The sequence below is a fragment of the Asticcacaulis excentricus CB 48 genome (assembly GCF_000175215.2).
Lineage (GTDB): Bacteria > Pseudomonadota > Alphaproteobacteria > Caulobacterales > Caulobacteraceae > Asticcacaulis > Asticcacaulis excentricus.
This window is the reverse complement of sequence record NC_014816.1, coordinates 661,440-675,054: the sequence shown is the minus strand read 5'-3', so window position 1 is coordinate 675,054 and position 13,615 is coordinate 661,440. Positions and strand designations below refer to the sequence as shown.

Sequence of the window (13,615 nt, the reverse complement as noted above, 5' to 3'; positions counted from 1 at the left end):
GAGTCAAGCGTAATGTGCGGACCACTGCTCAAGCAGGGTGCGGTACGGGGTGATGAAGTGCGCCTCGGCAAAGCGCCCCTGTTCGACGGCCAGACGGCTGCGTTCTTCGCGGTCATAGACCACCTGGGTCAGCGAATAGTCGGGGTGTTGCAGGCTAGGCTGATAGACCGCACCGGCGGCCGCATTCGCGTTGTAGATTTCCGGGCGATAGATCTTCTGAAAGCTCTCCATGGTGCTGATCGTGCTGATCAGTTCCAGAGACGTGTAGTCAGAGAGCAGGTCGCCGAAGAAATAGAAGGCCAGCGGCGCGACGCTGCCCGGCGGCATGAAGAAGCGCACCGTTAATCCCATTTTCCGGAAATATATATCCGTCAGCGACTCGTCGTTTTGCTCGTATTCAACGCCCAGTATCGGGTGGTACGTGTTCGTCCGCCTATAGGTCTTACTGTTGGCGACGCTCAGGCAGATGACGGGCGGCTTGTGAAACTGCGCCTTATAAGTTGGCGACCGAACGAAGCTGAGAAACAGGTGGCCGTGCAGGTCTCCGAAGTTGGGCGGCAGGCTGAAGTCAGGGCGGTCCCGGTTGTGCGCGGGCAGCACGACGCTGAAATCGTAGTCGCGCACAAAGGACGACAGGTTGTTGCCCGTCATGCCTGCGATGCTTGAGGAGGTGTGACGATCAAGAATGGTCGTGTTTAGGATTTCGAGCAACGGAAAACGGTCATTGGTCGCCCGATCCGGCAGGTCTATCTCGACCGAAATGATATCGAGTTCGATGGCGTAACGGTCAGCGTTCGGGTTATCCCAATGGGCCAGCGCGTTGAAGCGATTATCGATCATGCGCAAAGCGTTGCGCAGGTTTTGCTGGCGGGTATCGCCTCTGGCCAGATTGGCGAAATTGGTGGTTAGGCGCGTGGTTTGCGACGGCGTGTAGTGCTCATTGAAGCGAAGGCGCCGCAGGGTAAAATCGAAGTCTGAGAGCGGCGCGACTGGCGAAGAGTGTGACACGGTATTCCCCGTTACTGTGGGGGAGCGCTTTGGGCACAGGTCCGCGATCCCGCGTCAGGCCGCAGGGCAAAGGACTCATGCCCGTGGCCCTCCGCCCGGGATGACAGATGCGGTCAGTGGCAGGTCTCCTGGCTTGCGGGTCACGGTTTCGAGCCACCTTCTCAGGGCGCACCCTAATGGTCTTTCGGATCGACACTCACCGCCTACAGTTGCGGGGGCAGCACCGGGTTTGGACCGGCTTCCCTCTTAGCCACGCCTCATGAGAGGCGCGGACCGCTGACAGCCGGACATTAGACGGGCAAAGCGACGGAGTCAATAATCATATAAACATATCTTTATATGCTTATATTCTTCTCAAATTAAAAGGCGTAAGCTCTCGCCATCGCCTTTTGTGCCCCTTTACAGAGCCTCGTTTACCCCGCTGGGATACTGGCGCGCAGAAACCCCGAGGTCGTCACGCTGAAGCTGGGGCGATCCTCGAACAGGTAGTTAAGCCCGCTTTCAAAGTCCATCAGCACATCAGCATATTCAACCGGCTTCATCGGCTTGCCCGACTGAATGGCGCGGTTCATACGGAAGCTCCAGAAGGCCGCGATATGGTCCAGCGTACCGATAATCTCACCCAGTTCGGTGAAGAGGCCGGAGCCATTGAGCAGGAAGCGCTTGAACGGCCCTGGCTTGTTGTGGCTGACCAGATCGGCATAGGCCATATCGTAGATTTTCAGCACGTCATAGGCCTGATTGAGCGCACGCGCCATGCCGCGTGCCAGACGCAGCCGGGCGCTGAGGATGTAGTCCGTTACGCGTTCGTCGCTGACGCCGAAGGGCTGATAGGTGCCGATCCCGGCGAGGACCTCGCGCAGGCGGTCCTGAAGCTCAAGGTAACGCCACTTGTAATAGAGGAAACCGCGCCAGGCGAAGACACCTTCGGCGAATTCCGTATCGGACATGCGGAACGTCTCTTTCAGCGGCCACAGTTCGCGATCAAGCTGATCGGAGAGGATTTTGTTGCCGAGCTTCATCGAGGCCCCGACATAGTGATCGCCCAGCGCCGTATTGACCAGCCGCTCAATTTCGCTGGAAGTAAACTGCATCATTCGCGACAGATCGGCGGGCGACAGGCGCAGATAGATACCCGCCGGACGATGGCCGTTGCGCGCCAGAGTTTCACGCACGAGAAACGGGTCGAGCGACGGCAACTGATCCAGACGGCGCAGGATTTTTATGTCGGGATTCTTGTCGAAATCGCTGATCGACAGATAATCCCGCGCCAGTTGCTCGAAACCAATCTGGTTGATGAAGATGCTGGACGCCCCCAGACGCAGATCAAAATGATCATACGGCAAGATGATCTTGGTCACGGTGCGACGGGTGCCGTGATAAAAGTGCCGCTCGTTGAGACGCAGGGTGTGTTTGAGGATGATGCATCGGTTGAGAAGTGAGGACTGAAAGAAGGGATTGTCCCCATAGTCCTCATCTTTGTGATGCAGGCGGTAGACCCGCGACAGGTTAAGTACGCGCGTTGAGGCGGCCGTTTGACCCAGATTGGCCAGATTGCGGTATTCGCGGATGACGCGGTTCGCCTGATCCGGGCCGCGGGTCATCTTGTAATTTCGGCGGGCCGTTGAAACCATGACTATCCGTTAGACACCTGGGGACGGGAATGAACCCGGAGCCTAAAAGACAGGTTCCAATAGGGTGTGAACGAAGACGGTTAATCCTCGTCGTCAGGTCCTAAAATCATCAGGCTGTCGTCAAAATCCATCAGCACGTCGGCATATTCCAGCGCGGTCAGCCGTTGGGCGGCCAAGCTCGACATCATGCGATAGGTCCAGAAGGACGAGATGTGCCCCAGTATCCCGATGGTTTCGCCCAGTTCGAAAAACAGCTTCGGCCCCTGAAGCAGAAACTGACGGAAGGGGCCGGGGTTTTGCCCCTGAGTCAGCGCGTGATAGGCGCGATCATAGATGGCGATGGTGCGCGCCACCTCATTGACCGCCTTAGCGATACGGCGGCCCAGCCGCGGACGTACTTCGCGCAGATAGTCACGCACCTGATCGTCAATCGCGCCGACGGGCTGATAAGAACCCAGACCCTGAATGACGCGACGCATCTCGTTTTGCAGTTCTTCGTGACGCCATTTGAAATAGAGGAAGCCGCGCCAGGAGAAGATCCCTTCGGAGAACTCTTCTTCCGACATGCGCAGGGTCTGGCGCAGGGGCGACAACTCCTGATCAAGCTCATTCGACAGGATCTTGCCCGCCAGCTTGATGCTGGCTCCGCCGACCATCATGTTACCGAACGCGGTGCGCACCAGTTGCTCGATCTCGCCATTGGCAAAGCCGATCATGCGCTGAATATCATGGGCGGAGATATTGAGATAACAGGCGCCGGGCTTGAAACCATTGCGCGACAAGTGCTCGCGAACCAGAAACGGGTCGAGCGACGGGAGGTTGTCCAGCAGGCGCAGAACCTGCACATCCAAATGCGAATTGACATCCCCAATGCCGAACTGCGTGCGGCAAAAGGCTTCGAAGCCCACCTGATTGACCATAACCGAACGCCCGCCCAGACGCAGGTCTGTGGCGTCGAACGGCATGACGATCTTGGTCGCCGTGCGCCGTGTGCGGCTGAACAGATCGCGTTCGTTGGAACGCAGGGTGTGCTTGATCAGTATGGCGCGATTAAGCTGGCGGTCGCGGAAGAACGGCTTGGCGACATAGTCTTTTTCGCTGGACATGACGAGGGCAATCGCTGCCAGATTGAGGACGCGGCTGGTCGAGGCTGTATCGCCCAAATTGGCCAGATTGCGCACATCGCGTGAAGCGGGCTTACCCTTGTCCGAACGCGCCTGAAATGCGCCCTTGGTCTGCTGGTAGGTTGCCACCGCACTCATGCCGACAGTTTCTTCCTCTTTCGATTCTTCACCAGCGCTTCAAGCTGACGAATGATGGTCTGGCCTTCGGCCGTATCCTCATTGCGCAGCGCGTTCAGCCGGCGGATAGAATCCAGATGCACGTCCAGCACATCCGGTTCGGCCGCCTTTCCGAAATATGACACATATTCCTTTAAAGAACGTGTAGCTTCGGCCAGCAGCCTCTGGCGATATCTTACCGCCTGGGTTTCGGCTTCGCTGGTACGCTCGATCAGGTAATCCAGCGTCTCCTTGTGCAGCCCGCCCCGCGCTGACATCAGGGCGTGAAGGGCCTCGAGCTCGACCGACAGGGTCTGCTGAAACAAGGCGCGTGAGTGGCGGTCAGCAGCGGCCTCTATATCATCGACGCGGCGCATCAGGCCCCGATAGTCCTCATCCTTTCGCCGACGTCGACATGGGCCGACATAGCCCGCCGACACGATAAATGGGCGCTGACGGGACAGGGCGGACGCGACCCCACGCATGAGGCTGCGCGTCGAAAACGGCTTGATGACAAATTCATCGACCCCGGCATTACGCGCTTCGGTCACATCGCGCGAACGCTGACGCCCGGTCAGCATGAGTACGGGGATACGCGGATTTGGAAAGCGTGTGTCCTCATTCACCGCCGCCTGCCGTAGTAACAGCGTCAGATCAATGCCCGACAGGCCCGGCATATTCCAGTCAAGGATCATTAGTTCGGGATTATAGGCCCCCAGAAGCTCGATCGCCTCTTCCGCGTCACGGGCCTGAATCAGTTGCTGAAAACCCGAGGCGCGCAGCACCTCGACGATCATCCGCCTCAGCCCGTCATTATCTTCGACAATCAGGACCGTCGTGGCCGGCAGATTGACATGGCGCAACAGCGCAGAGGTTTCAGACATCAGAGAGGTACCGCAATTCTTCGCGGAGGCACCCTAGCTCCTAATTCTTAATTCCATATTTAACCATTTGAAAATACTTGGTTAATTGAAATTAAGCGTAAATAGAAACCGCCTGTAAACCCTGTTGTGCTAGCCTCCATCTCATGAATAGACGCGACCTTTTAAGATGGCAATTGTCCGCCTTTACGCTTCTGGCAGCCGGCGGCTCGGCTTCACACACGCTGGCCAGTGCGCCCAAGAAGAAGGGCGGCGGGGCCGACTTTGTGCAAATGCCGCTGCTGACCGTCTTTACAAAGGCGCGCGGCGGCAAGCACGGCACGCTAACGGTTGAGGTCGGGCTCGACACCAACAAGAATGAGAAGCTGGCCGAAACCCTGAGCAAGTCAGTCCCGCGCCTGCGCGATGCCTATGTGGCGCGCCTGCAAGCCTATGCCATGGGGCTGACGGCCTCGTCTGTTGTCGATCTTGACTATCTTACGCGTGAGCTCCAAACGGCCACCGACGCCATCATCAAGCAAAAAGGCGTCAAGGTGCTACTGGGGAGCGTGGTTCTGGCGTAAACTCTATTACTCCTTCCCGTAAACAGGGCAGGTATAGGCCGTTTACCCCCGCTCCTTGGTGCGCAGGAACTTCACGTCCGGATAGCGTTCGGCGACATAGCCGATCTCCCAGGCCGACTTGCCGAGAAACACCGGAAACTCGTCAATATCGGTGCCCATGGCTGAGCGGTGCTTGCCAGCAAAGTCCTCAATTTTGGCCGCATCCCCGCCCAACCAGCGCGCTTCGGCATAGGGCGAGGGTTCAAAGATCACATCCAGCCCGTATTCGTTGGCCAGCCGGTCGGCCATGACCTCGAACTGAAGCTGACCCACCGCGCCGACGATAAAGTCCGAACCGATGGAGGGGCGGAACAACTGCGTCACCCCCTCTTCGGCCAGCGATTCCAGAGCTTTTTTAAGATGCTTGGCCTTCAGGGGGTCCTTGACGCGCACGCGCTGAAGGATTTCCGGCGCGAAGTTGGGCAGACCCTGAAAACGCACTGTGCCACTTTCCGACAAAGAGTCACCCACGCGCAGCACGCCGTGATTGGGGATGCCGATGACATCACCGCCAAAGGCATCTTCGGCCAGCTCGCGGTCCGAGGCAAAGAACATGATCGGCGCGTTGACGCTCAGTTGCTTGCCCGTGTTCTGCACCTTGAGCTTCATTCCGCGCTGGAATTTACCCGAGGTCAGTTTGAGCATGGCGATGCGGTCGCGGTGGTTGGGGTCCATATTGGCCTGCACCTTGAACACGAAGCCGGTAACTTCCTTGTCCGTCGGATCGACCGTCGTGTCGGTCCCTGCCTTCGACGCTGCCACCGTCTTGGGGGCCGGAGCGAAATCGCCAATCGCCTGAAGCAACTGGTTGACGCCGTAATGGCGCAGCGCCGAGCCGAAGATGACCGGCGTCATATGGCCTTCGAGGAAGCTTATCGTGTCAAACGCTTTGAAACCGCCTTCAAGCAGTTCCGCCGTATCGCGCAGTTCGTCGAGTTCGGCTTGGTCGAGCCAGCCTTTGGCCACGGCCTGATCCAGCAGGGCCGGGGCTTCATGGCCCTGGTCGTATTCCGAACCCGACTCGCGGCGGGTGAAGGGGTAAAACAGCCCGGTCTTCAGCTCCAGCATTCCGCGGAAGCGGTTACCCGACCCCGCCGGCCAGTAGAGCGGCGACGGATCGAGTTGCAGCTTTGACGCCACCTCGTCCAGCAGGGCAAGCGAGTCCTCGGCCTCCCGGTCCATCTTATTGATAAAGGTGATGATGGGGATGTCGCGCAGGCGGCACACCTCGAACAGTTTGAGCGTCTGAGGCTCGATCCCCTTGGCGGCGTCGAGCACCATGATAGCGGCGTCGGCGGCGGTCAGGGTGCGGTAGGTGTCTTCCGAAAAGTCTTCGTGGCCTGGCGTGTCGAGCAGGTTGAACACCTTACCATCGTGCTCAAAGGTCATCACCGAGGACGACACCGAAATGCCGCGTTCCTTTTCGATCTTCATCCAGTCGGAACGGGTCCGGCGGTTTTCACCGCGCGCGCGCACCTGACCGGCGGCACGGATCGACCCGCCCGCCAACAAAAGGTGCTCGGTCAGCGTCGTTTTACCGGCGTCCGGGTGCGAGATGATGGCGAAGGTTCGACGGCGGGGCGCTTCGGTGGCGGGGGTATTGGACATGCGCTGCGGATAAGGCTTTGGGGCGGAAAAGTCAAAGGCAGGGTGTCTCGGTATGACTTTTATGAGCGCTGGGCTTACACCACGACGAACTCAGCGGGAACCAAGATGCCGAAAGACGCGTCGAAGGCAGTGCCTTATCGGACAGAGGGCGAGATCTATAACTTCCGCACGCCTTCCGCGACCGAGTTCTCAGCGCCAGAAACGAAACGATACGTCGCTGTAAAAATGCTTTACGCCAATTCAACGCGGTTCATTGTCGCGACACTGAAAGACATCTGGCCAAGTCGACCGCTACTCAGAGACCTTTTACAGCCGAAGCTCTTAGGCCGATGTTACAGGGAAACTGATCTCGCTTAGTTGGAGGTATGGGCGGATGACGGCTTGCGACCACAGAGTATTCCCGAAATGAGCTTGCTTGGCTTTGCGCCTCTGTCTGGGTCGGAGTTAGAGCGCGTTGATCAATATGTACATCCCAGAATCGGCACCCGCCATGGTTCTTTGGAATCTGCCGGGGAAACGGCTGAACATATCTAGCGATGGAGCCACAACCGCGAGGTCTTACCGACGAGATCGAACGCGTTCGAGCGAAGCATCCGGCTATTAACGAAGCGAAAGAGCTTCGTTGTCGCAGCAGGCTGAAAAACCTCACCTGGGATCAACGTGTTTCGGAAACGCCGTTCGAACGCTTGGTGAACTCTCGGCCTTGAGCCATCAATGCCCGACCAGGACCACACCGACCAGCACCGCGCACCAGTGTAGGACGGCCCCGGTAATCACATGGCCATGCCAGATGGCTCGGCGGAATTTCAGACGCTTCATCATGTAGAAGATGGCCCCGACGCTGTAGACCAACCCGCCGGTCGCCAGCAGGATCATCGCCGCGGGCGGCACATCAGCGATCATCGGCTTGAGCGCAATGACTACCAGCCAGCCGAGGATCAGATAAAGGGCCACCCACACGCCCTTACCAACGCCGGGCAGGAACAGCTTGCCCAATATGCCGAGCCCGGCCAGCGTCCACACGCCGGCCGTCATGCCCCAGGCCCACGGCCCGCTTAAGGCCTGCGTGGTAAAAGGCGTGTAGCTGGCGGCAATCATCAGGAAGATGCCTGCGTGATCGAGGCGGCGAAGAAACGGCTGAAAACGCGGGCTGGCGAAATTATAGGCCGTCGAAAAGGCCAGCATGGCGATCATGCCCACCGCATAGATGATGACGGCGGCCACCATGCCCAGCAACCCCTGCGTCACGGCCAGACCCAGCGCGACCCCGCCCCCGAACAGAGCAAAGGCCAACCCCGTCACGTGCACGATCAGATCGGCGTGACGCGCCCAACGGGTGGGATAGTGCGGCGAAGGGGGCAGGGAAATGTTCATAAGCAGAGGATCGCGCGAAGGCTGGTCAGGGTCAATCAAAACCCTATTGCATAGCATTGCATTATAACCGCCTGCCGCAACGGAAAGGCAAGTCCCTTTCGCCCGCGTCCCGTCCAAAAGTTTGAACCTGCTGAAAGGGCACCTATATGTGCGCCATGACTGATGCCCGCGCCCCCGCCCCGCCTCACCTATCGCCCCCGCTTGTGGCGCTGTTCGCCTTCACGTGCGGCGCTATTGTCGGCAATCTCTACTACGCCCAGCCGATTATCGAGCTGATCGCGCCGGATGTCGGCCTGTCGCAGACGACGGCAAGCCTGATCGTGTCATTAACGCAGGTCGGCTATGTGGCGGGCATGGTGTTCATCACGCCCTTGCTTGACCTGTTTGAAAACAAGCGCCTGATCCTTGTTACCCTCGGTCTGGCCTTCGCCAGTCTGATCCTCAGCGCCACGGCGCAAAACGGCGGTTTGTTCCTCTTCGTGGCCTTTCTGACCGGTCTGGGGGCGGTGTCTGTGCAGATGCTGATACCGTTAGCCGCGCATCTGAGTCCGGAAGAAACGCGTGGTCGGACGGTCGGCAAAATCATGGCCGGGCTTTTGACCGGCATCCTGCTGTCACGGCCCTTGTCAAGTTTTGTAGCCGATCATCTGGGATGGCGGTCGGTGTTTTTTATCGCCGCCGGGCTGATGATCGCCATTGGCCTGGTGCTGGCCCTGACCCTCCCGCAGCGCCGCCCGACGCACACGGCCTCTTACGGGGCGCTGCTGCGGTCGATGGCGTCGCTGTGGCTTAGCCAGCCGGTACTTCGGCAACGCTCATTGCTTCAGGCCACTATGTTTGGGGCGTTCAGCCTGTTCTGGACCGCTGTGCCGATGGAGTTGTTCCGGGCGTTTCACCTCAGCCAGTCGCAGATCGCACTGTTTGCCCTTTCAGGGGCCGCAGGCGCTCTGGCCGCCCCACTCAGCGGATGGCTGGGCGATGCCGGGCACGGAGCGAAGGTAACGCTGCTAGGCCTAATCGGCGCGGCGCTGGCCATGCTGAGCGGCACCGTCCCTGCTCTGATCAGCATTCTGGCACTGATGGTCGCTGGGATCGTCCTCGATGCCTGTGTGCAGTTGACGATGATTCAGGGGCAGCGCGCCATCTATGGACTTGACCCGCACAGCCGGGGCCGTCTCAACGGGCTTTATATGGCTTCGATCTTTGTAGGCGGTGCGATCGGCTCGGCGGTGGCGAGCCCGCTCTATGGTCTGGGCGGCTGGACGGCCATTGCGGTGGCCGGCACCGTCGCCCCTGTGATCGGTCTGGTCCTCTTTCTCAACGGCGAACGTAAGACCGCATCTTCACCCGCTCCAAGCCGGTAAAAGGCTGAATTTTGGATGAAATGCCAGGGGCCCGGCGCAGGCTACATGTGACTAAAACCACGCGACGGCGACGCCGCAGAGCCCCAGAAGTAAGGCCTTTACGCGGCGTGGCGGTGCCAGACGGCCCCATCCACCTTCGTGGCATCGAGTTGTCCGGTGACCTGCTGCTGATACATCATGCTAAGCGCCATTTCATTAAGCGCTTTGAAGTCAGCCAACACCTCGGCGGCCTGACCACGACCGCCGTGATCCAGAAACTGCGCCGCGTTTACGCGCGGCATTTTGAGATGCAGCAGATAGCACAGGCGGCGGGCGCGTTCCGGATTGTAGCGGTGAGCCTGCGGGTTTTCGGCAAACATCTCCTTACCCAGTTGGGCGATGTAGTCGATCGACAAGGCCTCGAAGCGCTGCGCATCCAGCGGATGCATCATGCGCGAGGGGTCTAGATCGAAGACGACATCGTTGAGGAGAAAATGCAAGGCGATCACCTTTATGAACAACTAGGCGATCACCCTGACACAGAGGGTTTGAAATCCCGTTTAGGAACAGGGTTTACAAAAGCTGAATAGACTCGGTCAGGAAGTGCCGCCCCTCGGTATCCTCGAGTTCGACGACCCACAGATCGGCGTCAAAGCGGCGCTCTCGCTCTATATAGGACTCAATGACCTCAGAATCGTGTGAGGTGATGGGCTTTATCCACTTCACCTCGTCCCCGGCGCTAACCTGACGCAGGATGTAAGTTTCGCCTTCGCGCAGATGGGTGATTTTGAGAATCACAGCGCCGGCGCGCGCATCGCCTTTTTTCAGCACATAGGCAAAGGCCCCCGCCTGCTCGGCGCGTCGTATCAGGGCCGATACCCAAAGGTCGGTCGGCAGTAACATGCGGTTTACCCTGTTTGCTCACGGGGACTTAAACACGTTCGTCTATAGTCGGCTCGCGAAGGGATGTCGAACGTGAACCGTTACAAAATACTGGCTTCGGCCCTGGCTCTGATGCTGACCGCCACCGCGGCGGCGGCGGAGCCTGTGTCTTTGGAGACCCTGACCCGTCGTCAGTTCATCAGCAGCGCCAATTCGCGCTGTAACTGGTTCGATGGCCCCACCCTGCTGGCGTTGAAGGCCGGGCTGCTGCAAAACCGCAATGCGGCGCTTAATCACGGCGTCGCCCCGTCCGCCGTCTATGCCACGATCGACCACGCCCGCGCCGCAGCTGCCCGCGCCGACTGCAACAACCCGGCGCTGGTGAAGGAGGTCGAAACCCTGCGCGGCGCCTATCGCGGCTTTGTGGCGCAAAACCGCCTTACGCTGCGCGGGCTGCGGAGCGAATGGCTGGCCGACCGCACCGAACAGAGCCTGTCGAAATGGCGTCTTGTGCAGTATCAGCAGACCGGCGATGTGGCCATGGGCTTTGGTCTCTTCGGCACGCTGAAAGGCCAGACGCTCAGTGTGATGGCCCAATTCAGGGGCGAGACGCCCTTTGCGGCGCGACTGATTGTGCGCGACACGGCCCGCCGTTCAGGCTTGATCAACCGCGATGCTTTGGCCGTGTCGGCGCAGATGCCCAAAGGCATTGGCCCGTCTGATCTGAGCTTCAGTGCCTCCGGCCGTCGCACCACACAGATCGCTCTGACGAACGCGCCACGCGTCAATCTGGCCGGTTTTACAGTGGATGGAAAATTCGCCGGTCACGCCGAAAAACGCGACACCCTGCGCTTTGATTTTCCGATGAGCGCCACGGTCGCCATCGGAAAGCTCGACCCGCGCGAAGACATTGTGGTGGCCTTCGACTTCAACAGCGGCACGCAGTATGCGCGCTTCGAAGCCGGGGATTTCGTGCCGGGGCTGGTCTTCGCTACCCTACCTTCGCCCTATGGGGTGAAGTAAACCCTCATACCGCCCCAATTTGTTTACCGTGGGGACCGCACGAGCTGGCGAAGCGAGTAAGATGTGGTGGGCGTTCTGACTAACCTACCTTGGAATACGTCTTTTTCAACCCATTGAAGATACCTACCACCTCGCCCCGCAGGTCGTGCAGGCAGGTGTAATCCCTCACGACTTCGCTGGGCGGATCACAAAGTCGCTGCCGGTCAGGTCGGGCGGCATGTAGAGGCGGTCTTCCAACGGCTTGGGCGTTTCTGTGGAAAGAGCCACCCGCATTTCATTCTCCGATGCGCCCGGCGGGCTGAGCGGCAGTTCCGGCTGATCGGAATTGACCACCACCGGCAGCAACACGCTCACGCTCGTGCCGACACCCAGTTCGCTCTCGATCGTCATACGCCCGCGGTGCAGCCCCGCCAGGGCCTGCACTAGCGACAGGCCCAGCCCCGTTCCCATCGCGCGCTGTTCCATCGGCCCGGATTGCTCATAGGGCTTGCCCAGCCGCTTTAGGTCTTCGGGGGCGATGCCGACGCCGGTGTCCGTGATCTGGATGTCGATACTGTGCTGACCCGTTTCGCTGAGCATTAGGGTGATCGTGCCGCCCTGCGGCGTAAATTTCACGGCATTAGATAGAAGGTTAAGGCACATCTGCTTGATGGCGCGCTTGTCAGCGGTGACCTCAAGCGGCGTTGGCGGCAGGACCGACTTCACCGTCACGCCTTTTTCATGCGCCGTGGCAAGTATCAGACGCAGCGCAGCCGATACCGGTTCGCGCGCGTCGAAACGTTCCAGCGATAGCTCATAGCGGCTGGCCTCGATCTTCGACATGTCGAGCACGTCATTGACCAGATCGAGTACATGCTGCCCCGACTCCCAGATCAATTGCGAATATTCGGCGTATTTGCCGGTCAGCGGGCCGAACATTTGCTGACGCATGATGTCTGAAAAGCCGATGACGGCGTTGAGCGGCGTACGCAGTTCGTGGCTCATTCCGGCCAGAAAACGCGACTTGCCCTCATTGAGCGCTTGCGCTTCCTGACGTGCTGTCTCCAACTCGTCCTCGCGCGCGTGTTGCAACGAGGCGTCGGACAGGACGCCATAGAGCTTGCCATCCGCGCCGCGCCGCAGGTTGAGGCGAATGAAGTGATCCAGTGCGGCGTGCGGCATGAAACCAGCTTCGGCGCGACCGGTGTCTTGCGCCGCCTCAAGCGCCTGCATCAGGCCCAGTCGATGAGGAACGTGGGCGCAGGTGATCAGGCCGTGCTTCATCAGAAGCGCCATATCGAGCCCCGGCGGCGTCTCGCCATAGGCCGACAGCAGGCGGCCCTCGCCATCGACGACAATGATCAGATGCGGCTGTTCGCTGAGTAGGGTCAGAAAACGGATGCGGTCGTGTTCGACGCCGCGCACCGCCTCGGTACGCATGCGCAGCGCCGGCAGCAACGACAGGCCGAGACCCGTGACCAGCGTGATCACCGCCACCGAAGACAGCCAGAAGCTTTCGACAATATCCGGCAGGGGAAACAGCCGCATCAGCGAAAACAGGATGGCAAACAAGGTCACGGCCACCGACAGTGCCGCCCCAAGAAGGATCAGCCGCCGCTGATTGAGCGCCACGGCCGCCGCCATCGGCGCGGCCACCCAGGGTGCCAGCGGCCCCAGCACACCCCCAGTAAGACCGAGCGCCGCAAGACAGGCCAGGGCCCACACCCACACCAGCATCTGCCGCGTGCGGAAATCATCCCGGCTGAGCAGGAAGACGCTGCACACACCCGGCAGGGCCGCCGCCGCCAACGCCGCCAACACATTGACCGAGGCCGGCAGAAAGATCAGATAGATCATCGAGGCCAGACTCACCGCCGACCAGCCGAGATGCCACCCAATGACCCCGAGCCGCACACGACTGCGCGGCGTGGCCATAGCCCCGTTGGGTGATCTCAGTTCCTGAAGATAGGATTTCAGCGGCACGTGTTAACTCTTGACTAC

At 59.7% G+C, this 13,615-nt stretch carries 12 protein-coding genes and 1 riboswitch; of the genes, 3 read left to right on the top strand and 9 right to left on the bottom strand.

Annotation, left to right across the window (positions count from 1 at the left end; translation table 11 throughout):
• Positions 1–3: 3 nt before the first annotated feature.
• From ASTEX_RS03145 to ASTEX_RS03130, 4 genes are all read right to left on the bottom strand, one after another.
• On the bottom strand, positions 4–1,008 hold the full coding sequence (locus tag ASTEX_RS03145) for a DUF1852 domain-containing protein (RefSeq protein WP_013478157.1): 1,005 nt from the start codon (positions 1,006–1,008) through the stop codon (positions 4–6).
• A 101-nt stretch (positions 1,009–1,109) separates the two neighbouring features.
• Positions 1,110–1,301, bottom strand: a riboswitch (cobalamin riboswitch).
• Positions 1,302–1,421: 120 nt separating this feature from the next.
• On the bottom strand, positions 1,422–2,612 hold the full coding sequence (locus ASTEX_RS03140) for a hypothetical protein (RefSeq protein ID WP_049781678.1): 1,191 nt from the start codon (positions 2,610–2,612) through the stop codon (positions 1,422–1,424).
• Positions 2,613–2,722: 110 nt separating this feature from the next.
• The gene (locus tag ASTEX_RS03135) at positions 2,723–3,904 is read right to left on the bottom strand and encodes a hypothetical protein (RefSeq protein ID WP_013478155.1); all 1,182 of its coding nucleotides are present in this window, start codon (positions 3,902–3,904) and stop codon (positions 2,723–2,725) included.
• A complete protein-coding gene (locus tag ASTEX_RS03130; RefSeq protein ID WP_013478154.1) occupies positions 3,901–4,806 on the bottom strand; it encodes a response regulator in 906 nt (301 codons plus the stop codon). Before ASTEX_RS03130 ends, ASTEX_RS03135 begins: the two co-directional genes overlap by 4 nt.
• A 173-nt stretch (positions 4,807–4,979) precedes the next feature.
• Here ASTEX_RS03130 and ASTEX_RS03125 point away from each other — a divergent pair, with 173 nt between their 5' ends.
• Entirely contained in the window at positions 4,980–5,366 is a 387-nt protein-coding gene (locus tag ASTEX_RS03125) for a Tat pathway signal protein (protein WP_245532524.1), read from the top strand.
• 42 nt (positions 5,367–5,408) lie between these two features.
• Here the strand turns inward: ASTEX_RS03125 and ASTEX_RS03120 are convergent, their stop codons facing one another.
• Both ASTEX_RS03120 and trhA read right to left on the bottom strand, forming a co-directional pair.
• Positions 5,409–7,013 carry a peptide chain release factor 3 gene (locus tag ASTEX_RS03120; RefSeq protein WP_013478152.1) on the bottom strand — a complete coding sequence of 535 codons (1,605 nt, stop codon included), beginning with the start codon at positions 7,011–7,013 and terminating at the stop codon, positions 5,409–5,411.
• 711 nt (positions 7,014–7,724) lie between these two features.
• The gene (gene trhA, locus ASTEX_RS03115) at positions 7,725–8,387 is read right to left on the bottom strand and encodes a PAQR family membrane homeostasis protein TrhA (protein WP_041658797.1); all 663 of its coding nucleotides are present in this window, start codon (positions 8,385–8,387) and stop codon (positions 7,725–7,727) included.
• 146 nt (positions 8,388–8,533) lie between these two features.
• On the opposite strand from trhA, the gene ASTEX_RS03110 reads away from it, so the two are divergent.
• A complete protein-coding gene (locus tag ASTEX_RS03110; RefSeq protein ID WP_013478150.1) occupies positions 8,534–9,751 on the top strand; it encodes an MFS transporter in 1,218 nt (405 codons plus the stop codon).
• 98 nt (positions 9,752–9,849) lie between these two features.
• Here ASTEX_RS03110 and ASTEX_RS03105 read toward each other — a convergent pair whose 3' ends face one another.
• On the bottom strand, positions 9,850–10,251 hold the full coding sequence (locus tag ASTEX_RS03105; protein ID WP_013478149.1) for a hypothetical protein: 402 nt from the start codon (positions 10,249–10,251) through the stop codon (positions 9,850–9,852).
• 52 nt (positions 10,252–10,303) lie between these two features.
• Positions 10,304–10,633 (bottom strand): DUF1491 family protein, encoded by a 330-nt coding sequence (locus ASTEX_RS03100; RefSeq protein WP_013478148.1) that lies wholly within the window; start codon positions 10,631–10,633, stop codon positions 10,304–10,306.
• A gap of 72 nt (positions 10,634–10,705) precedes the next feature.
• Here ASTEX_RS03100 and ASTEX_RS03095 point away from each other — a divergent pair, with 72 nt between their 5' ends.
• Positions 10,706–11,635: a hypothetical protein gene (locus ASTEX_RS03095; RefSeq protein WP_144004597.1), complete on the top strand. Its 930-nt coding sequence runs from the start codon at positions 10,706–10,708 to the stop codon at positions 11,633–11,635.
• A gap of 165 nt (positions 11,636–11,800) precedes the next feature.
• Here ASTEX_RS03095 and ASTEX_RS03090 read toward each other — a convergent pair whose 3' ends face one another.
• Complete coding sequence (locus ASTEX_RS03090; protein ID WP_013478146.1) at positions 11,801–13,597, bottom strand: sensor histidine kinase; 1,797 nt, start codon at positions 13,595–13,597, stop codon at positions 11,801–11,803.
• Positions 13,598–13,615: the final 18 nt, after the last annotated feature.

What these genes read in the sequence shown, in the direction of transcription:
- ASTEX_RS03140 (WP_049781678.1), bottom strand. Translation starts at nt 2,612, where the DNA reads ATGACCCGCGGCCCGGATCAGGCGAACCGCGTCATCCGCGAATACCGC.
- ASTEX_RS03135 (WP_013478155.1), bottom strand. Translation starts at nt 3,904, where the DNA reads ATGAGTGCGGTGGCAACCTACCAGCAGACCAAGGGCGCATTTCAGGCG.
- ASTEX_RS03130 (WP_013478154.1), bottom strand. Translation starts at nt 4,806, where the DNA reads ATGTCTGAAACCTCTGCGCTGTTGCGCCATGTCAATCTGCCGGCCACG.
- ASTEX_RS03120 (WP_013478152.1), bottom strand. Translation starts at nt 7,013, where the DNA reads ATGTCCAATACCCCCGCCACCGAAGCGCCCCGCCGTCGAACCTTCGCC.
- trhA (WP_041658797.1), bottom strand. Translation starts at nt 8,387, where the DNA reads ATGAACATTTCCCTGCCCCCTTCGCCGCACTATCCCACCCGTTGGGCG.
- ASTEX_RS03110 (WP_013478150.1), top strand. Translation starts at nt 8,534, where the DNA reads ATGTGCGCCATGACTGATGCCCGCGCCCCCGCCCCGCCTCACCTATCG.
- ASTEX_RS03100 (WP_013478148.1), bottom strand. Translation starts at nt 10,633, where the DNA reads ATGTTACTGCCGACCGACCTTTGGGTATCGGCCCTGATACGACGCGCC.